This window comes from Streptomyces dryopteridis (assembly GCF_049606955.1).
Taxonomy (GTDB): domain Bacteria; phylum Actinomycetota; class Actinomycetes; order Streptomycetales; family Streptomycetaceae; genus Streptomyces.
This window is the reverse complement of the sequence record NZ_CP187113.1, coordinates 1,328,889-1,346,500: the sequence shown is the minus strand read 5'-3', so window position 1 is coordinate 1,346,500 and position 17,612 is coordinate 1,328,889. Positions and strand designations below refer to the sequence as shown.

17 protein-coding genes and 1 pseudogene are annotated in these 17,612 nt (G+C 72.8%); 17 read left to right on the top strand and 1 reads right to left on the bottom strand.

Features of this window, described 5'->3' with window-relative positions:
* Positions 1-8: 8 nt before the first annotated feature.
* The 8 genes from lepB (at position 9) to ACN20G_RS05265 (ending at position 6,834) form a co-directional block, all read left to right on the top strand.
* Complete coding sequence (gene lepB, locus ACN20G_RS05300) at positions 9-788, top strand: signal peptidase I (RefSeq protein WP_424211553.1); 780 nt, start codon at positions 9-11, stop codon at positions 786-788.
* On the top strand, positions 775-1,311 hold the full coding sequence (locus ACN20G_RS05295) for an NUDIX hydrolase (protein ID WP_424211552.1): 537 nt from the start codon (positions 775-777) through the stop codon (positions 1,309-1,311). Before lepB ends, ACN20G_RS05295 begins: the two co-directional genes overlap by 14 nt.
* A gap of 29 nt (positions 1,312-1,340) precedes the next feature.
* Positions 1,341-1,649 (top strand): DUF2469 domain-containing protein, encoded by a 309-nt coding sequence (locus tag ACN20G_RS05290; protein ID WP_217234657.1) that lies wholly within the window; start codon positions 1,341-1,343, stop codon positions 1,647-1,649.
* Between the two features lie 349 nt (positions 1,650-1,998).
* Positions 1,999-2,346: a YraN family protein gene (locus tag ACN20G_RS05285; protein WP_424215379.1), complete on the top strand. Its 348-nt coding sequence runs from the start codon at positions 1,999-2,001 to the stop codon at positions 2,344-2,346.
* Positions 2,346-3,935, top strand: a complete 1,590-nt coding sequence (locus ACN20G_RS05280; RefSeq protein ID WP_424211551.1) for a YifB family Mg chelatase-like AAA ATPase — start codon at positions 2,346-2,348, stop codon at positions 3,933-3,935. Before ACN20G_RS05285 ends, ACN20G_RS05280 begins: the two co-directional genes overlap by 1 nt.
* Positions 3,932-5,167, top strand: coding sequence for a DNA-processing protein DprA (gene dprA / locus ACN20G_RS05275; RefSeq protein ID WP_424211550.1), 1,236 nt, complete (start codon positions 3,932-3,934; stop codon positions 5,165-5,167). The genes ACN20G_RS05280 and dprA overlap by 4 nt, the downstream gene beginning before the upstream one ends.
* A 208-nt stretch (positions 5,168-5,375) precedes the next feature.
* The gene (gene whiG / locus ACN20G_RS05270) at positions 5,376-6,224 is read left to right on the top strand and encodes an RNA polymerase sigma factor WhiG (RefSeq protein ID WP_424211549.1); all 849 of its coding nucleotides are present in this window, start codon (positions 5,376-5,378) and stop codon (positions 6,222-6,224) included.
* A gap of 70 nt (positions 6,225-6,294) precedes the next feature.
* The gene (locus ACN20G_RS05265; RefSeq protein WP_424215378.1) at positions 6,295-6,834 is read left to right on the top strand and encodes a TetR/AcrR family transcriptional regulator; all 540 of its coding nucleotides are present in this window, start codon (positions 6,295-6,297) and stop codon (positions 6,832-6,834) included.
* Here the strand turns inward: ACN20G_RS05265 and ACN20G_RS05260 are convergent.
* Entirely contained in the window at positions 6,788-7,315 is a 528-nt protein-coding gene (locus ACN20G_RS05260) for a M23 family metallopeptidase (protein ID WP_424211548.1), read from the bottom strand. The two genes, ACN20G_RS05265 and ACN20G_RS05260, sit on opposite strands and share 47 nt — an antisense overlap.
* Before the next feature lie 270 nt (positions 7,316-7,585).
* Between ACN20G_RS05260 and rpsB the strand changes: the two genes are divergently transcribed.
* From rpsB to ACN20G_RS05215, 9 genes and pseudogenes are all read left to right on the top strand, one after another.
* Positions 7,586-8,518: a 30S ribosomal protein S2 gene (gene rpsB, locus ACN20G_RS05255; RefSeq protein WP_424211547.1), complete on the top strand. Its 933-nt coding sequence runs from the start codon at positions 7,586-7,588 to the stop codon at positions 8,516-8,518.
* Between the two features lie 136 nt (positions 8,519-8,654).
* Positions 8,655-9,491: a translation elongation factor Ts gene (gene tsf / locus ACN20G_RS05250; protein ID WP_424211546.1), complete on the top strand. Its 837-nt coding sequence runs from the start codon at positions 8,655-8,657 to the stop codon at positions 9,489-9,491.
* Between the two features lie 163 nt (positions 9,492-9,654).
* Positions 9,655-10,434 carry a UMP kinase gene (gene pyrH, locus ACN20G_RS05245; RefSeq protein WP_424211545.1) on the top strand — a complete coding sequence of 260 codons (780 nt, stop codon included), beginning with the start codon at positions 9,655-9,657 and terminating at the stop codon, positions 10,432-10,434.
* Between the two features lie 70 nt (positions 10,435-10,504).
* Complete coding sequence (gene frr, locus ACN20G_RS05240) at positions 10,505-11,062, top strand: ribosome recycling factor (RefSeq protein ID WP_424211544.1); 558 nt, start codon at positions 10,505-10,507, stop codon at positions 11,060-11,062.
* Positions 11,062-12,128, top strand: a pseudogene (locus ACN20G_RS05235) (phosphatidate cytidylyltransferase). The gene frr and the pseudogene ACN20G_RS05235 overlap by 1 nt, the downstream one beginning before the upstream one ends.
* A gap of 151 nt (positions 12,129-12,279) precedes the next feature.
* Positions 12,280-13,395: a 23S rRNA (adenine(2503)-C(2))-methyltransferase RlmN gene (rlmN, locus tag ACN20G_RS05230; RefSeq protein ID WP_424211543.1), complete on the top strand. Its 1,116-nt coding sequence runs from the start codon at positions 12,280-12,282 to the stop codon at positions 13,393-13,395.
* 250 nt (positions 13,396-13,645) lie between these two features.
* On the top strand, positions 13,646-14,755 hold the full coding sequence (locus ACN20G_RS05225; protein WP_424211542.1) for a thiamine ABC transporter substrate-binding protein: 1,110 nt from the start codon (positions 13,646-13,648) through the stop codon (positions 14,753-14,755).
* A gap of 56 nt (positions 14,756-14,811) precedes the next feature.
* The gene (locus ACN20G_RS05220) at positions 14,812-16,452 is read left to right on the top strand and encodes an ABC transporter permease (protein ID WP_424215377.1); all 1,641 of its coding nucleotides are present in this window, start codon (positions 14,812-14,814) and stop codon (positions 16,450-16,452) included.
* Positions 16,452-17,531, top strand: coding sequence for an ABC transporter ATP-binding protein (locus ACN20G_RS05215; RefSeq protein ID WP_424211541.1), 1,080 nt, complete (start codon positions 16,452-16,454; stop codon positions 17,529-17,531). Before ACN20G_RS05220 ends, ACN20G_RS05215 begins: the two co-directional genes overlap by 1 nt.
* Positions 17,532-17,612: the final 81 nt, after the last annotated feature.

The window sequence follows — 17,612 nt, the reverse complement described above, 5'->3', positions numbered from 1 at the left end:
GGGCCGACATGGGCGGAACGACGGAACCGGAACGCGATGGCCGCGGCCGGCTCGGGAACGTGATTTCCGGGCTGGCCGTGGCCATCGGCTTTGTGCTGTTCCTCGGCGGGTTCGTGTGGGGCGCGCTGGTGTACCGGCCCTACACCGTCCCGACGAACTCGATGGAGCCGACCGTCATGGCCGGTGACCGGGTGCTCGCGCAGCGGGTGGACGGCTCCGAGGTGCGGCGCGGGGATGTGGTCGTCTTCACCGACACCGTGTGGAGCAACGTGCCGATGGTCAAGCGGGTGGTGGGCGTGGGCGGGGACACCGTGCGCTGCTGCGGCCCGGACGGCCGGCTGCTCCTCAACGACGCGCCCCTGGACGAGGACTACCTCGGCTCCGACGCGCGGCCCTCGGACATCCGGTTCGAGGTGAAGGTGCCCGCGGGCCACGTGTTCCTGCTCGGCGACCGGCGGACCGGCTCCCTGGACTCGCGGGCCCACCTCCAGGAGGCCGGGCAGGGCACCGTGCCGGTGGGGGCGATCACGGCCCGGATGGACGCCGTGGTGTGGCCCCGGCAGTCGATGCCGGCGCGGCCGCAGGTGTTCGCGGGGATGCCCGGCGGGACCTCGGAGCCGGGGCCCGTGCTGATCCAGCTCGCGGCGATCGTGCTCGGCGGGGTGTTCGTGCTCGGCGGCGCGGCCTGGGGCCCGGTGGCGAACCTGCTGGCCGGCCGGCGCGGCGGTCGGGGTGGGGACACGTTCGCGCGCGGGGACGGGAGCCGGAATTCCGATGTCGTCCACTGAGGCGGGCGGCGCGGGGGAGGTGCGGCGGGTCTCGCGGGTGGTCCTGCTCGACCCCGAGGACCGGATCCTGCTGCTGCACGGGCACGAACCCGAGGACCCCGACACCCGGTGGTGGTTCACCCCGGGCGGGGGACTGGAGGGGACGGAGACCCGGGCGGAGGCGGCGCGCCGGGAACTGGCCGAGGAGACCGGGATCACGGAGGTGACCCTCGGCCCGGTGCTGTGGCGCCGGCACTGCGGGTTCCCGTTCGCGGGACGCTGGTGGGAACAGGACGAATGGTTCTTCCTGGCCCGGACCGAGCACACCGGGACGGTCGCGGACGGGCAGACGGAACTGGAACGGCGCAGCGTCAGCGGAGCGCGTTGGTGGAGCTGCCGGGAACTGCGGGCCACGCGTGAGACGGTGTACCCGAACGGACTCGCCGAGCTGCTCCGCACGCTGCTCGACGACGGGCCCCCCGGGGAACCGTTGGTCCTGGCGTCGGAATTTCGTTCTGGGACGCACGGGGCCGGCGCACAATAGGGGGACGCACGGCTGAAGGGGAACATGCCATGAGCGCCGAGGACCTCGAAAAATACGAGACCGAGATGGAGCTGAAGCTCTATCGGGAGTACCGCGACGTCGTCGGGCTGTTCAAGTACGTCATCGAGACGGAACGTCGCTTCTATCTGACCAACGACTACGAGATGCAGGTGCACTCCGTCCAGGGCGAGGTCTTCTTCGAGGTCTCCATGGCCGACGCCTGGGTCTGGGACATGTACCGGCCGGCCCGGTTCGTGAAGCAGGTGCGCGTGCTGACCTTCAAGGACGTGAACATCGAGGAGCTCAACAAGAGCGACCTGGAGATGCCCGGCAGCTGAGCGGGACGGGGACGAGAGCGGGGACGAGGGCGCCGCGGGGGTGGTGTGACACCGGAGGGTGAACGGGTTTTCCACAGGCCCGGAGTTGTCCACCAAGATCCACAAGCCTTCGCGGAATCACGGAGAGTCAGGGCCGGAGGTGGTCCCGATGACCCGACAGAAGACCGACCGCGCACCCGACCCGCGCACGCCCCATGCCCCGCACAGCGGCCCCCCGCCGACGACCGCACCCGCGCCCGCGACCGGGCCGACGGCCCCGGCGCAGGCCGCGCCGCCACCCGAACCCGCCGGTGATCGCGCGCCCGCTCCCGCGCCCACGGCCCGGGCCGAGCGGGCCCGACGGGCTCGGATGCTGGGCCGCTGGGGCGAGGACCGGGCCGCCCGCCTGCTCACCGAGACCGGCCTGACCCTGCTGGCCCGCAACTGGCGGGCCGGTCGGACCGGCGAGGTCGACATCGTGGCCCGGGACGGGGACACCCTCGTCATCTGCGAGGTCAAGACCCGCCGCGACGGCCGCTTCGAGGCGCCCTGCGAGGCCATCCGTCCGAGCCGCGCCGCCCGGCTGCGCCGGCTCGCCGAGCACTGGACCGCCGCCCACGGCCCCGCCCCGGCCGGCGGGGTCCGCATCGACCTCGTCGCCGTCACCCTGCCCCGCGCCGGCGCCCCGTTCGTCGAACACCTCAGGGGCGTGGCGTGATGGCCTTCGCCCGTACCTGTTCCGTCGCCCTGACCGGGGTCGAGGGGGTGCTCGTCGAGGTCCAAGCCGACCTCGAACCCGGGGTCGCCGCGTTCACCCTGGTGGGACTGCCCGACAAGACCCTCACCGAGAGCCGCGACCGGGTGCGCGCCGCGCTCGTCAACTCCGGGGTGCCCTGGCCGCAGAAGAAGCTCACCGTCGGCCTCAGCCCGGCCTCGGTGCCCAAGAGCGGCGCCGGTTTCGACCTCGCCATCGCCGGCGCCGTCCTCGCGGCGGCCGAACACGTGGATCCGCGCGGCCTGGTGGACCTCGTGCTCATCGGGGAACTCGGGCTCGACGGTCGGGTCCGGCCCGTGCGCGGGGTGCTGCCCGCCGTGCTCGCCGCCGTCGACGCGGGACACCGCCGCGTGGTCGTCCCCCGGGCCTGCGCCGCCGAGGCCGCGCTCGTCCCCGAGGCCGAGGTGCACGGCGTGGACCACCTGCGCGGACTCATCGCGCTCCTGAACGGCGATCCGGCCCCCGATCCCGGGCCCCCGCCCGGCGGGCCACCCGACACCGCCGGCGCCGACACCACCGCCCGCACTCTCCTCGACCCCGCCACGGGCCGCCGCGACCCCCTCGACCTGCGGGACGTGGCCGGTCAGACCAGGGCCCGGCGGGCCCTGGAGATCGCCGCCGCCGGCGGCCACCACCTCGCGCTCACCGGACCGCCCGGGGCGGGCAAGACCATGCTCGCCGAACGCCTCCCCGGCATCATGCCGCCGCTCACCCGGCACGAGGCCCTCGAAGTCACCGCCGTCCACTCCGTCGCCGGGATCCTCCCCGACGACCAACCCCTCGTCACCACCGCGCCCTACTGCGCGCCCCACCATTCCGCGACCATGCAGGCCCTGGTCGGCGGCGGACACGGACTGCCCCGACCCGGCGCGGTCTCCCTCGCGCACCGCGGCATCCTCTTTCTCGACGAGGCGCCCGAGTTCGCCCCGCGCGCCCTGGAGGCCCTGCGCCAACCCCTCGAATCGGGGCACGTCACCGTGGCCCGCGCCGCCGGCGTGGTCCGGCTCCCGGCCCGCTTCCTGCTCGTGCTCGCCGCCAACCCCTGCCCCTGCGGCCGGCACGGCGGCCCTGGGCCGGCCTGCGACTGCGGCCCCGCCGCCGTCCGCCGCTACCGGGCCCGGCTCTCCGGGCCGCTGCTCGACCGCGTGGACCTGCGGGTGGTCGTCGAACCCGTGACCCGGGCCGAACTCCTCGGCGTCGCCCGGCGGGAGGAAGAGGACTCCGCCACCGTCGCCGCCCGGGTCGGCGAGGCCCGGGACCGCGCCGCCGCCCGCCTCGCCGACACCCCCTGGCGGATCAACGCCGAAGTCCCCGGCCACCAACTGCGCACCCGCTGGCAGGCCGCTCCCGGCGCCCTGCGCGCCGCCGAACGCGACGTGGAACGCGGCGCGCTGACCGCCCGCGGTCTCGACCGCGTGCTGCGGGTGGCCTGGACCGCCGCCGACCTCCGGGGGGTCGACCGTCCCGAAGCCCGCGACGTGCTCCTCGCGTTGGAACTGCGCACCGCGATCTCCCGGGGGGTGGCGGTGTGAACGCGGACCCGGACACCCCCGAAACCCCCGAAGCCCCCGAACCCGCCGAGTGTCCCGAGGGCCCCGACGAGGAGACCCTCGCCCGGGCCGCCCTGACCCGGGTGCTCGAACCAGGCGAGGCCGCCGGCGGGCGCTGGCTCGCCGCACACGGCGCCCGCGCCCTCCTCGACCTGCTCACCGGACCCGAGGAGAGTGCCGAGGCCGCGCTCACCGGCGTGCGCGCCGAACGGCTCGCCGGCTGCCGGGCCCGCGCCCGGGCCGCCGACCCGCACCGCGACCTCGCCCTCCACCAGGCCCTCGGCGGGCGCTTCGTCCACCCCGGAACCCCCGAATGGCCCACCCAGTTGGACGACCTCGGCGACGCCCGCCCCATCGGACTGTGGCTGCGCGGCCGACCCCACCTGCGGCTGTGGTGCCTGCGGGCGGTGGCCGTCGTCGGCGCCCGCGCCTGCACCCCGTACGGGGCCCACGTCGCGGGCGAACTCGGCGCCCAACTCGCCGAACACGGCTGGACCCTGCTCTCCGGCGGCGCCTACGGCATCGACGCCGCCGCCCACCGGGGCGCCCTGGCCGCCGCCGGGGCCACCGGCGCCGTCCTCGCCTGCGGACTCGACACCCCCTACCCCCGGGGCCACGCCGAGCTCCTCGCCCGGGTCGCCGACAGCGGACTCCTCATCGGGGAACTCCCACCCGGCGAACACCCCACCCGGGCCCGGTTCATCACCCGCAACCGGGTCATCGCCGCCCTGTCCCGGGGCACCGTCGTGGTCGAGGCGGCCCACCGCAGTGGCTCCCTGTCCACCGCCCGGCACGCCCTCGCCCTCGGCCGGCAGGTCATGGGCGTCCCCGGCCCCGTCACCAGCGGCATGTCCGCCGGGGTGCACGAACTCCTGCGCACCGGTGGCGGACACCTGGTGACGAACGCGGCCGAGATCGTGGAGATGGTCGGGGCCATCGGCGAACTCGCCCCGAACCCGCCCCCCGAGGCCCGCCCCAGGGACCTCCTCGACCCCGACACCGCGCGTCTCCTGGAGGCGTTTTCGGCCGGCGCCGAACACCCTCCGCACTGGCTCGCCCGGGCCTCGGACACCGCGCCCGACGAGGTCATCGGCAGACTGTACGAACTTCACTCTCTGGGGTTCGTCGAACGCGTGGGCGATCGGTGGCGGCTGGCCCGCGTGTCGCGCGCTCGGGCCGCGGAATCCGACCCGGACCGGCGAGCCGCGTCGTGACCTGGGGCGTTCCGGTGAAAGGGTGAACCCGATGAGCGACGGGGTCTTGCGAACGGGTGCACCCGGGACGGCGCGTGGGGCGCCGGACCCGGACGCTTCCCGCGAGGACGGGGCCCCGTCCCCGCCCCGGGATCCCGTACTCTGCGCGGACCGCGACATTCCAGTCACGCCACGCTCCCAAGGAACCCCGCTCCGGCAAAGGCGACACATGCCCCAGCACACCTCAGGGTCCGACCGCGCCACCGCCACCGCGCCCCCCGCCGCACGCGGCGGCGAGCGGTCGACCGCGCCCTCGTCCCTGGAGAGCCTGTGGCGCGCCTACAAGAGCAGCGGTGACGAACGCCTGCGCGAGCAACTGATCCTGCACTACTCGCCGCTGGTGAAGTACGTGGCCGGGCGGGTCAGCGTCGGCCTGCCGCCCAACGTGGAACAGGCCGACTTCGTCTCCTCCGGCGTCTTCGGCCTCATCGACGCGATCGAGAAGTTCGACATCGAGCGCTCCATCAAGTTCGAGACGTACGCCATCACCCGCATCCGCGGCGCCATGATCGACGAACTGCGGGCCCTGGACTGGATCCCCCGCTCCGTCCGACAGAAGGCCCGCGCGGTGGAACGCGCCTACGCCACCTTGGAGGCCCGACTGCGGCGGACCCCCGGCGAGGGCGAGGTGGCCGAGGAGATGGGCATCGCCGTCGAGGACCTGCACGCCGTCTTCAGCCAGCTCTCCCTGGCCAACGTCGTGGCCCTCGAAGAACTCCTGCACGTCGGCGGCGGCGAGGGCGGCGGGGACCGGCTCTCCCTCATGGACACCCTGGAGGACACCGCCGCCGACGACCCCGTCGAGATCGCCGAGGACCGTGAGCTGCGCCGACTCCTCGCCCGCGCCATCAACACCCTGCCCGAGCGGGAGAAGACCGTCGTCACCCTCTACTACTACGAGGGCCTCACCCTGGCCGAGATCGGCAACGTGCTCGGGGTCACCGAGAGCCGCGTCAGCCAAATCCACACCAAATCCGTCCTCCAACTGCGGGCAAAGCTGGCGGATGTCGGTCGGTGAGCTTGCGCCCGCTCCGTAGAGTGGAAGGGTGCCCAGGATTCGAGCGGCCTCGGTGGCCGAGCACCGGACCATGCAACGCGGCGCCCTCTTGGACGCCGCGCGCTCCCTCCTGTCCGAAGGAGGGACCGACGCCCTGACCTTCCCGGCCCTCGCCGAACGGACCGGGCTCGCCAGGTCCTCCGTCTACGAGTACTTCCGCTCCCGCGCCGCCGTGGTCGAGGAACTCTGCGCGGTCGACTTCCCCGTCTGGGCCGCCGAGATCGAGGCCGCGATGGAGGCCGAGGAGTCCCCCGAGGGCAAGATCGAGGCGTACGTGCGCCACCAGCTCACCCTCGTCGGCGACCGCCGGCACCGCGCCGTCGTCGCGATCTCCGCGGGCGAGCTCGACGCGGGCGCCCGCGAGAAGATCCGGGCCGCCCACGGCGGACTCGTCACCATGATCGTGGAGGCCCTCGCCGCCCTCGGCCACGACAGCCCCCGCCTCGCCGCGATGCTCCTCCAGGGCATCGTCGACGCGGCCGTCCGCCGCATCGAACTCGGCGTGGACAGTGACCCCGAGGCGATCACCGAGACCGCGGTCGCGATGGCCCTGCGCGGCGTGCGCGGCTGACCAGCAGGCGCGGGACCGGACGCGGCAGCAGGGGCAGCGGGTCCTCGTACCGGTCCGCGCGCAGCACCCCCCAGTGCAGACAGGCGACGTTCGGGCCGCAGTGCGAGGCCGCCGAGGACTCCAGGACCGCCACCACCTGACCGGCCCGGACCCGCGCGCCCGCCCGCACCAGCGGGCGGACCGGCTCGAAGGTCAGCCACAGATCCTCCGCGAGGGCCAGCGACAGCACCCCCCGGCCCGCCACCGGGCCCGCGTGCCGCACCAGGCCCGCCGCCGGGGCCCGCACCGGTGATCCGGCCGGTGCCCGCAGGTCCACTCCCCGGTGCCCCGCCGCGTACGGCGAGGGCGGCGGCTCCCACCAGCGCGCCACCACCAGCGGCGCCGGCAGCGGGCGGACCACGAGCCGGGGCGCGGCGGCCCCGGGCAGCGCCAGGGCGAGGGCGAGGAGCGGCGGGACCAGGGCCGTGAGCAGTGCGTTCATGGCGGGAGACTGCCGGATCCGGACACGGAGCGTACGCGACTGTGGACAACCCGACGGCTGTGGACAACCGGAGGTGGGGCGGAGAACACCCGTCAGCCGGCACACCGCCGGGTCCCGTACACTTCTTGTGGCGATCCGGGTCACCGGGTCGACTTCGCACGCCCCAGCGCCGACCGTCTCGGTCGAGCGACAGCGTCTCTCGGTCCCTGTATCCAGGGGCAGGGCGCGTCGGGGCGTCAGGAACCAAACCGAGAAAACAAGGAGATGGCCATGGCCGTCGTCACGATGCGGGAGCTGCTGGAAAGCGGCGTCCACTTCGGTCACCAGACCCGTCGCTGGAACCCGAAGATGAAGCGCTTCATCTTCACCGAGCGCAACGGCATCTACATCATCGACCTGCTCCAGTCGCTGTCGTACATCGACCGCGCCTACGAGTTCGTCAAGGAGACCGTCGCCCACGGCGGCTCCATCATGTTCGTCGGCACCAAGAAGCAGGCGCAGGAAGCGATCGCCGAGCAGGCGACCCGCGTCGGCATGCCCTACGTGAACCAGCGCTGGCTGGGCGGCATGCTCACCAACTTCTCCACCGTCTACAAGCGCCTTCAGCGTCTGAAGGAGCTTGAGGCGATCGACTTCGAGGACGTGGCCGCCTCCGGCCTCACCAAGAAGGAGCTCCTGGTCCTCTCCCGCGAGAAGGCCAAGCTGGAGAAGACCCTCGGTGGCATCCGCGAGATGCAGAAGGTGCCGAGCGCCGTCTGGATCGTCGACACCAAGAAGGAGCACATCGCCGTCGGTGAGGCGCGCAAGCTCCACATCCCGGTCGTCGCGATCCTCGACACCAACTGTGACCCCGACGAGGTCGACTACAAGATCCCGGGCAACGACGACGCGATCCGCTCCGTCACCCTGCTCACCCGCGTGATCGCCGACGCCGTCGCCGAGGGCCTCATCGCCCGTTCCGGCGTGGCCACCGGTGACTCGAAGCCGGGCGAGAAGGCCGCCGGCGAGCCCCTCGCCGAGTGGGAGCGCGACCTGCTCGAGGGCGACAAGAAGGCCGACGAGACCGTCGAGGCCCCCGCCGCCGAGACCGCTGAGGCCCCCGCCGCCGAGGCCCCGGCCGCCGACGAGGCGCCCGCCGCCGAGGCCGCCGCCGAGACCACCGAGGCGCCCGCCGCCGAGGCCCCGGCCGCCGAGCAGGCCTGACCCACTGAGGGGGCCCGGCGTTCACCCGCCGGGCACTCGCAGAACGGACGATGACGGCGGGGGAGGGCGTGCCACGAGCGCGTCCGCCCCGCCGTTCACCCGTAGATTCACGACTTCGAGAGAGAATCACAGACTCATGGCGAACTACACCGCCGCTGACGTCAAGAAGCTCCGCGAGCTCACCGGCGCCGGCATGATGGACTGCAAGAAGGCCCTCGACGAGGCCGACGGCAACGTCGACAAGGCCGTCGAGGCGCTCCGCATCAAGGGCCAGAAGGGCGTCGCCAAGCGCGAGGGCCGTTCCGCCGAGAACGGTGCGGTCGTGTCCCTCATCGCCGACGACAACACCGCCGGTGTTCTGGTCGAGCTGAAGTGCGAGACCGACTTCGTCGCCAAGGGTGACAAGTTCCAGGCCGTCGCCAACGAGATCGCCGCGCACGTCGCCGCCGCCAAGCCGGCCGACATCGAGGCGCTTCTCGCGTCCGAGATCAAGGCCGGCCAGACCGTCCAGGCGTTCGTGGACGAGGCCAACGCCAACCTCGGCGAGAAGATCGTCCTGGACCGCTTCGCGCAGTTCACCGACGGTTTCGTCGCGGCCTACATGCACCGCACCATGCCCGACCTGCCCCCGCAGATCGGCGTCCTCGTCGAGTTCGACAAGGAAGACGCGGCCCTGGCCAAGGGCATCGCCCAGCACATCGCCGCCTTCGCCCCGAAGTACCTCTCCCGCGAGGACGTCCCGGCCGAGGTCGTCGAGACCGAGCGTCGCGTCGCCGAGGAGACCACCCGCGCCGAGGGCAAGCCGGAGGCCGCGCTCCCGAAGATCGTCGAGGGTCGCGTCAACGGCTTCTTCAAGGAGGCCACCCTCCTGGGCCAGCCCTACGCGCTGGACAACAAGAAGACCGTCCAGCAGATCCTGGACGAGGCCGGTGTCACCCTGAAGCGCTTCACCCGCATCAAGGTCGGCATCTGAGTCCGTCCGTACGCGACGGACACCGGACCCCGGTAGGGTCTGAGGCAGTCGTCCGCGTTCGCGCCGGACGACCGCAGATCTGACGAGGAGGCCATTGCCGCAGTAGGGAACCCACGAGGACCCACCGGCAATGGCCTTCTTCGTATGTGCACGAGGAGATTCCATGAATCAGGGCGTTGACCCCCACACCGCTTCCCCCGACAAGAACGACCCCGAGAAGAGGGGCGGGCGCTTCATGCTGAAGCTGTCCGGCGAAGCCTTCTCCGGCGGCGGTGGCCTGGGAGTCGACCCAGACGTCGTGCACGCCATCGCACGGGAGATCGCCGCCGTGGTCCGGGACGGGGCCGAGATCGCCATCGTCATCGGCGGCGGCAACTTCTTCCGCGGCGCCGAGCTCCAGCAGCGCGGCATGGACCGGGCCCGCTCGGACTACATGGGCATGCTCGGCACCGTGATGAACTGCCTCGCCCTCCAGGACTTCCTGGAGAAGGAGGGCATCGACTCTCGCGTCCAGACCGCGATCACCATGGGTCAGGTCGCCGAGCCGTACATCCCGCTGCGCGCCGTGCGCCACCTGGAGAAGGGCCGCGTCGTCATCTTCGGCGCCGGCATGGGCATGCCCTACTTCTCCACCGACACCACGGCCGCCCAGCGCGCCCTGGAGATCGACGCCGAAGCCCTCCTCATGGGCAAGAACGGCGTGGACGGGGTCTACGACTCCGACCCCAAGACCAACCCCGACGCCGTCAAGTTCGACGCGCTCGAATACGGCGAGGTCCTCTCCCGCGACCTGAAGGTCGCCGACGCCACGGCCATCACCCTGTGCCGGGACAACCGGCTGCCCATCCTCGTCTTCGAACTCCTCGCCGAGGGCAATATCGCCCGCGCCGTCAAGGGTGAGAAGATCGGCACGCTGGTCAGCGACCAGGGCACCCGCGCCTGACCCACCCCGTGGGCCCGACGGCCCCGCCCGCCCGCACGCACCATTCACACGAGACATCCAGGAGCACGTGGTGATCGAAGAGATTCTTCTCGAGGCCGAAGAGAAGATGGAGAAGGCCGTCGTGGTCGCCAAGGAGGACTTCGCCGCGATCCGCACCGGCCGTGCGCACCCGGCGATGTTCAACAAGATCGTCGCCGACTACTACGGTGCCATCACCCCCATCAACCAGCTGGCCTCGTTCTCGGTCCCCGAGCCCCGCATGGCCGTGGTGACCCCGTTCGACAAGACGGCCCTGCGCAACATCGAGCAGGCCATCCGCGACTCGGACCTCGGCGTCAACCCGAGCAACGACGGCAACATCATCCGCGTGGTCTTCCCCGAGCTGACCGGTGAGCGCCGCAAGGAGTACATCAAGGTGGCCCGGACCAAGTCCGAGGACTCCAAGATCTCCATCCGCGCCGTGCGCCGCAAGGCCAAGGACGCCCTCGACAAGCTCGTCAAGGACAAGGAAGCCGGCGAGGACGAGGTGCGCCGCGCCGAGAAGGAGCTCGACGACACCACCGCGAAGTACGTCGCCCAGGTGGACGAGCTCCTGAAGCACAAGGAAGCCGAACTCCTCGAAGTCTGATGAACCACTCATCCCGGGGCCCGGAGCCGGCCACGGCGGGTCCCGTCCACGATGTGCCCGCAGGACCGCAGACTCGGCCCATGCCCATCGTGCCCGACGCCGCCGGCCGTGACTTCGACGACCGGGACGCACACGACCGGGGGGCCGCCGCACACGGCGGCCCCCGGCCGGTGCCGGAACACCTTCGCAGGAGCCCATGTCCACGCCACCGCCGCAGGCCCCCCAGGACGCCCCGTCCCCGCCGCAGAAGAAGCGGGCCGGGCGAGACCTGCGCGCCGCCATAGGGGTCGGGGTCGGCCTCGGCGCGGTCATCTTCGCGTCGCTGCTGATCGTCAAGGCCGTCTTCGTCGGCGTGATCGTGGCCGCCGTCGTCGTCGGACTGTGGGAACTGACCTCCCGGCTCAAGGAGAGCAAGGGGATCAAGGTCCCGCTGGTGCCGCTCGCCGTCGGCGGCGCCGCGATGATCGTCGCCGGCTACGTCCGGGGTCCCGAGGGGGCCTGGGTCGCCATGGCGCTGACGGCCCTGGCCGTCCTCGTCTGGCGGATGACCGAACCGCCCGAGGACTACCTCAAGGACGTCACCGCGGGCGTGTTCGCCGCGTTCTACGTGCCCTTCCTCGCCACGTTCGTGGCCCTGCTGCTGACCGCCGAGGACGGCCCCCAGCGGGTCATCACCTTCCTCGTGCTCACGGTGGTCAGCGACACCGGCGCCTACGCCGTCGGCTGGCGCTTCGGCAAGCACAAGCTGGCCCCGCGCATCAGCCCCGGCAAGACCCGCGAGGGGCTCTTCGGGGCCATCGCCTTCGCCATGGTCGCCGGCGCCCTGTGCACCGAGTTCCTCATCGACGGCGGCAGCTGGTGGCAGGGCCTGGTCCTCGGCCTCGCCGTCGCCGTCAGCGCCACCCTCGGCGACCTCGGCGAGTCGATGATCAAGCGGGACCTCGGCATCAAGGACATGGGCACCCTGCTCCCCGGACACGGCGGGATCATGGACCGACTGGACTCCCTGCTCCCCACCGCGCCCGTGGTGTGGCTGCTGCTCGCGGCCTTCGTCGGCACCGGCTGAGCCGGGCGGGTTACCCTGGAAGGCGCGTCGCATCCGTGCGGCGCGCCTTTTGCCGTCCCCGCCACGACGCGGGGCCCACCCCCGCGAGGTCCACTCCGGTCGAGCCGATCCGGCCCCGAAGACCGCCTCGACCCCTGGAGGAGAACCGCTCATGGCCCCCCGTCCTGCCCCGGGAGAACTCACCTTCGTGGCCCCCCGAGGGGTCAAGAAGCCCCCCCGGCACCTCGCCGACCTCGACCCCGCCGAACGCCGCGAGGCCGTGGCCGAGATCGGGGAGAAGCCCTTCCGGGCCAAGCAGCTCTCCCAGCACTACTTCGCCCGCTACGCCCACGACCCGGCCGAGTGGACCGACATCCCCGCCGCCGCCCGCGAGAAGCTCCGCGACGCCCTGCTCCCCGAGCTGATGAGCGTCGTGCGGCACATCTCCTGCGACGACGACACCACCCGCAAGACCCTGTGGAAGCTGCACGACGGCACCCTCGTGGAGTCCGTGCTCATGCGCTACCCCGACCGGGTCACCATGTGCATCTCCTCCCAGGCCGGCTGCGGCATGAACTGCCCGTTCTGCGCCACCGGCCAGGCCGGGCTCGACCGCAACCTGTCCACCGCCGAGATCGTGCACCAGATCGTCGACGGGATGCGCGCCCTGCGCGACGGCGAGGTCCCCGGCGGCCCGGCCCGCCTCTCCAACATCGTCTTCATGGGCATGGGCGAACCGCTGGCCAACTACAAGCGGGTCGTCGGCGCCATCCGCCGCCTCACCGACCCCGAGCCCGACGGCCTCGGCCTGTCCCAGCGCGGGATCACCGTCTCCACCGTCGGCCTGGTCCCCGCCATCCACCGGTTCGCCGACGAGGGCTTCAAGTGCCGGCTCGCGGTCTCCCTGCACGCCCCCGACGACGAGCTGCGCGACACCCTCGTGCCCGTGAACACGCGCTGGAAGGTCCGCGAGGTCCTCGACGCGGCCTGGGAGTACGCCGAGAAGTCCGGCCGCCGGGTCTCCATCGAGTACGCCCTGATCCGCGACATCAACGACCAGGCATGGCGGGGCGACCTCCTCGGCCGGCTCCTCAAGGGCAAGCGGGTCCACGTCAACCTGATCCCGCTCAACCCCACCCCCGGCTCCAAGTGGACCGCCTCCCGCCCCGAGGACGAGCGCGCCTTCGTGGAGGCCATCGCCCGCCACGGGGTCCCCGTCACCGTCCGTGACACCCGCGGTCAGGAGATCGACGGCGCCTGCGGGCAGCTCGCCGCCTCCGAACGGTAGAACCGGACGGCGTTCGAACGAGTTCGGCCACGGGGTACGCTGTGGCCGAACAACCACAGATTCCGACAGGGGAGCGCCACAGCGCTGAGAGTGCGGCCCCGCGCCGCAGACCCTCTGAACCTTGCCCGGGTCATTCCGGGTAGGAAGTTCGGTCACCACCTCAAGCTGTTGCGCCCTGCCCGGCCCCGCCCCGTGCGGCCCGCCGGGCAGGGCCGCGTCTTCTCCTGGACACCCCAGGAGGAATGAAGCAATGAGCACCACCACCCGGCGCGCGGGCCTCGCCCTGCTCACCGCCCTCGGCCTCACCGCGAGCCTCGCCGCCTGCGGCGGCTCCGGCGGCTCCGGGGACAAGGCCGACCCGGGCGCCTCCGGCCCCGCCGGCGGCAAGACCGTCACCCTCGTCAGCCACGACTCCTTCAACGTCACCCCCGCCGTGCTCAAGGAGTTCGAGAGCGCCAGCGGGTACACCGTGAAGGTCCTCAAGTCCGGCGACGCCGGCGCCGCCCTCAACCAGGAGATCCTCACCAAGGGCTCCCCGCGCGGCGACGTGTTCTTCGGCGTCGACAACACCCTCCTCTCCCGCGCCCTCGACAACGGCGTCTTCACCCCCTACGAGGCCAAGGGCCTCGACACCGTCAAGCCCGAGTTCGTCCTGGACAAGGCGCACCGGGTCACCCCTGTGGACTCCGGCGACATCTGCGTCAACTACGACAAGCAGTGGTTCGCCGACAAGAGGATCGCCCCGCCCGTCACCCTCGACGACCTCGCCAAGCCCGAGTACAAGGACCTCCTCGTCGTCGAGAACGCCGCCACCTCCTCGCCCGGCCTCGGCTTCCTCCTCGCCACCGTCGGCAAGTACGGCGAGAACGGCTGGAAGGACTACTGGAGCAAGCTCAAGGCCAACGGCGTCGAGGTCGTCGACGGCTGGGAGCAGGCGTACAACGAGCGCTTCTCCGGCTCCGCCGGCGGCAAGAAGGCCAAGGGCGACCGGCCCCTCGTGGTCTCCTACGCCTCCTCCCCGCCCGTCGAGGTCCTCTACGCCGACCCCCGCCCCGCCCAGGCCCCCACCGGCGTGGCCACCGGCACCTGCTTCCGGCAGATCGAGTTCGCGGGCCTCCTCAAGGGCGCCGAGAACGAGGCCGGCGGCAAGGCCCTGATCGACTTCCTGATCGGGAAGCGGTTCCAGGAGGACATGCCGCTCCAGATGTTCGTCAACCCCGTGGTCAAGGACGCCAAGCTGCCCGAGCTGTTCACCGAGCACGGCGTCACCGTCGACAAGCCCGAGACCGTCGCCCCCGACGTCATCGCCGCGAACCGCGAGAGCTGGATCCAGGGCTGGACCTCGCTCGTCGTCAAGTGAGCACCCCCCGCACCGCCCGGAAGGCGACCCGCGCGGTCGCCTTCCGGCTCGCCCTCATGGCCGGCCCGCTCGCCTTCTTCGGGCTGCTCTTCGCCTGGCCCGTCGGCGCGATCCTCGCCCGCGGCCTGCGCACCGACGCCGGCTGGCGGCCCGGCCGGCTCGTCGAGGTCCTCACCCGACCCGACATCCTCGACGTGCTGTGGTTCACCACCTGGCAGGCCCTGGCCTCCACCGCCCTCACCCTGCTCGTCGCCCTGCCCGGCGCCTACGTCTTCGCCCGGTTCGAGTTCCCCGGCAAGAACGCGCTGCGGGCCCTGGTCACCGTGCCCTTCGTGCTGCCCACCGTCGTGGTCGGCTCCGCCTTCCTCGCCCTCGTCGGCCGCCGCGGACTCCTCGACGAGCTGTGGGGCCTGCGGCTGGACACCAGCGTCTGGGCCATCCTCCTCGCGCACGTCTTCTTCAACTACGCCGTCGTCGTGCGCACCGTCGGCGGGCTGTGGGCCCAGCTTGACCCCCGGCAGGAGGAGGCCGCCCGCATGCTCGGCGCCGGCCGCCTCAGGGCCTGGCTCCGCGTCACCCTCCCCGCCCTCGCCCCCGCCGTGGCCGCCGCCGCCCTCATGGTCTTCCTGTTCACCTTCACCTCCTTCGGCGTCGTGCAGATCCTCGGCGGACCCGGCTACGCCACCCTGGAGGTCGAGGTCTACCGGCAGACCGCCCAGCTCCTCGACCTGCCCACCGCCGCCGTCCTCACCCTGGTCCAGTTCCTCGCCGTCGGCCTCGTCCTCGGGGTGCACGCGTGGACCGTGCGCCGCCGCGAGACCGCCCTAAGGCTGGTCGACCCCGCGCACACCGCGCGACGGCCGCGCGGCGCCGGACAGCGCGCCCTCCTCGGCGGGGTGCTGCTCAGCGTGCTGCTCCTGATCGTGCTGCCGCTCGCGGTCCTCGTCGAACGCTCCCTCGCCGGCCCGGAGGGGTACGGCCTCGGCTACTACCGGGCCCTGGGCGAACTCGGCGCCGGCGGCACCTTCCTCGTGCCGCCGCTGGAGGCCATCGGCAACTCCCTCGAATACGCCCTCGCCGCCACCGCGATCGCCCTGACCGTCGGCGGCCTCGCCGCGGCCGCCCTCACCGTCCGCGGCGGCCGCGACCACGCCCCGCGCGGGCTGCGCGGCCTGCTGCGCGGCTTCGACGCCCTGCTCATGCTGCCGCTCGGGGTCTCCGCCGTCACCGTCGGCTTCGGCTTCCTCATCACCCTCGACGAGCCCCCGCTGGACCTGCGCACCTCCTGGATCCTGGTGCCCCTCGCGCAGGCCCTCGTGGGCGTCCCCTTCGTGGTCCGCACCATGCTGCCCGTGCTGCGCGCCGTCGACGACCGGCTCCGCCAGGCCGCCGCCGTGCTCGGCGCCTCCCCCTGGCGGGTCTGGCGCGAGATCGACCTGCCGCTGGTCCGCCGGGCCCTGCTGATCTCCGCCGGCTTCGCGTTCGCCGTCTCCCTCGGCGAATTCGGCGCGACCGTGTTCATCGCCCGCCCCGACCACCCCACCCTGCCCGTCGCCGTCGCCAGGCTCCTGGGCCGCGCCGGCGAACTCAACCAGGGCCAGGCCATGGCGCTCAGCACCATCCTGATGCTCGTGTGCGCGCTCTCCCTGCTCGCGCTGGAACGACTGCGCCCCGACAAGACCTCCGGAGAGTTCTGATGTCCCGCGACCCGCTGTCCGACGCCGCCCCGCTGGTCGAGCTGGCCGGGATCACGGTCCGCTTCGGGGACCGCGACGTGGTCACCGACCTCGACCTCGACGTCGCCGAACACGAGATCGTCTGCGTGCTCGGCCCCTCCGGCAGCGGCAAGTCCACCCTGCTGCGCGTCCTCGCCGGCCTCCAGCCCACCACCGCCGGCACCGTCCGCCTCGCCGGCGCCGACCAGGCCGGCGTCCCCGCGCACAAACGCGGCGTCGGCCTGATGTTCCAGGACCACCAGCTCTTCCCCCACCGGGACGTGGCCGGGAACGTCGAGTTCGGCATGCGGATGCGGGGCCTGGGCAAGGCCGAACGCGGCCCCCGCACCGAGGAACTCCTCGACCTCGTCGGCCTGCCCGGCGCCGGCGCCCGCGCCGTCGGCTCCCTGTCCGGCGGCGAACAGCAACGCGTCGCCCTCGCCCGCGCCCTGGCCCCCGAACCCCGCCTGCTGATGCTCGACGAACCGCTCGGCCAACTCGACCGGGGGCTGCGCGAACGGCTCGTCGTCGAACTGCGCGAACTCTTCACCCGCCTGGGCACCACCGTCCTCGCCGTCACCCACGACCAGGGCGAGGCATTCGCCCTCGCCGACCGGGTCGTGGTCATGCGCGACGGACGGATCGCCCAGAGCGGCCCGCCCGCCGAGGTCTGGAGCCGCCCCGCCTCCGAGTTCGTCGCCCGCTTCCTCGGCTTCGACAACGTCATCGCCGTCGAGGTGGCCGAGGGCCGCGCCCACGGCGCCTGGGGCCCCGTGCCCGTCGCGAAGGACGCCGCCCCCGGCCCCGCGAAACTCCTCGTGCGCCCCGCCGGGGTCCGGATCCTCCCCCCGGACGCGGAGACCGGGACCGGAGAGCCGGCCCTCGCGTGCACCGTCGCCGCCCGCACCTTCCGGGGCAGCCACGTGGCCCTCACCCTGACCCCCGACGAGGGCCCCGCGCTGGAGGCCGAGTGCGAGCTCGGCGCGGCCCCGACCGCGGGCGACCACCTCCGCGTCACCTTCGACCGCGCCGAGACCGTCCTGCTCCCCGCCGAGGACTGAGACCCCCAGGCTCAGGCCGTCTCTTCCGGATCTTGCCTGGCCCGCGCCGCCTGGCACCGCACTCCCCCAGGCTCCGCCCGG

Excerpts from the sequence above, each read along its gene's own strand:
- ACN20G_RS05225 (WP_424211542.1), top strand. The coding sequence starts at position 13,646 with ATGAGCACCACCACCCGGCGCGCGGGCCTCGCCCTGCTCACCGCCCTC.
- ACN20G_RS05215 (WP_424211541.1), top strand. The coding sequence starts at position 16,452 with ATGTCCCGCGACCCGCTGTCCGACGCCGCCCCGCTGGTCGAGCTGGCC.
- ACN20G_RS05295 (WP_424211552.1), top strand. The coding sequence starts at position 775 with ATGTCGTCCACTGAGGCGGGCGGCGCGGGGGAGGTGCGGCGGGTCTCG.
- rlmN (WP_424211543.1), top strand. The coding sequence starts at position 12,280 with ATGGCCCCCCGTCCTGCCCCGGGAGAACTCACCTTCGTGGCCCCCCGA.
- ACN20G_RS05220 (WP_424215377.1), top strand. The coding sequence starts at position 14,812 with ATGGCCGGCCCGCTCGCCTTCTTCGGGCTGCTCTTCGCCTGGCCCGTC.
- ACN20G_RS05290 (WP_217234657.1), top strand. The coding sequence starts at position 1,341 with ATGAGCGCCGAGGACCTCGAAAAATACGAGACCGAGATGGAGCTGAAG.
- ACN20G_RS05280 (WP_424211551.1), top strand. The coding sequence starts at position 2,346 with ATGGCCTTCGCCCGTACCTGTTCCGTCGCCCTGACCGGGGTCGAGGGG.
- lepB (WP_424211553.1), top strand. The coding sequence starts at position 9 with ATGGGCGGAACGACGGAACCGGAACGCGATGGCCGCGGCCGGCTCGGG.
- rpsB (WP_424211547.1), top strand. The coding sequence starts at position 7,586 with ATGGCCGTCGTCACGATGCGGGAGCTGCTGGAAAGCGGCGTCCACTTC.
- pyrH (WP_424211545.1), top strand. The coding sequence starts at position 9,655 with ATGAATCAGGGCGTTGACCCCCACACCGCTTCCCCCGACAAGAACGAC.
- tsf (WP_424211546.1), top strand. The coding sequence starts at position 8,655 with ATGGCGAACTACACCGCCGCTGACGTCAAGAAGCTCCGCGAGCTCACC.
- ACN20G_RS05260 (WP_424211548.1), bottom strand. The coding sequence starts at position 7,315 with ATGAACGCACTGCTCACGGCCCTGGTCCCGCCGCTCCTCGCCCTCGCC.
- ACN20G_RS05285 (WP_424215379.1), top strand. The coding sequence starts at position 1,999 with ATGCTGGGCCGCTGGGGCGAGGACCGGGCCGCCCGCCTGCTCACCGAG.
- whiG (WP_424211549.1), top strand. The coding sequence starts at position 5,376 with ATGCCCCAGCACACCTCAGGGTCCGACCGCGCCACCGCCACCGCGCCC.
- ACN20G_RS05265 (WP_424215378.1), top strand. The coding sequence starts at position 6,295 with ATGCAACGCGGCGCCCTCTTGGACGCCGCGCGCTCCCTCCTGTCCGAA.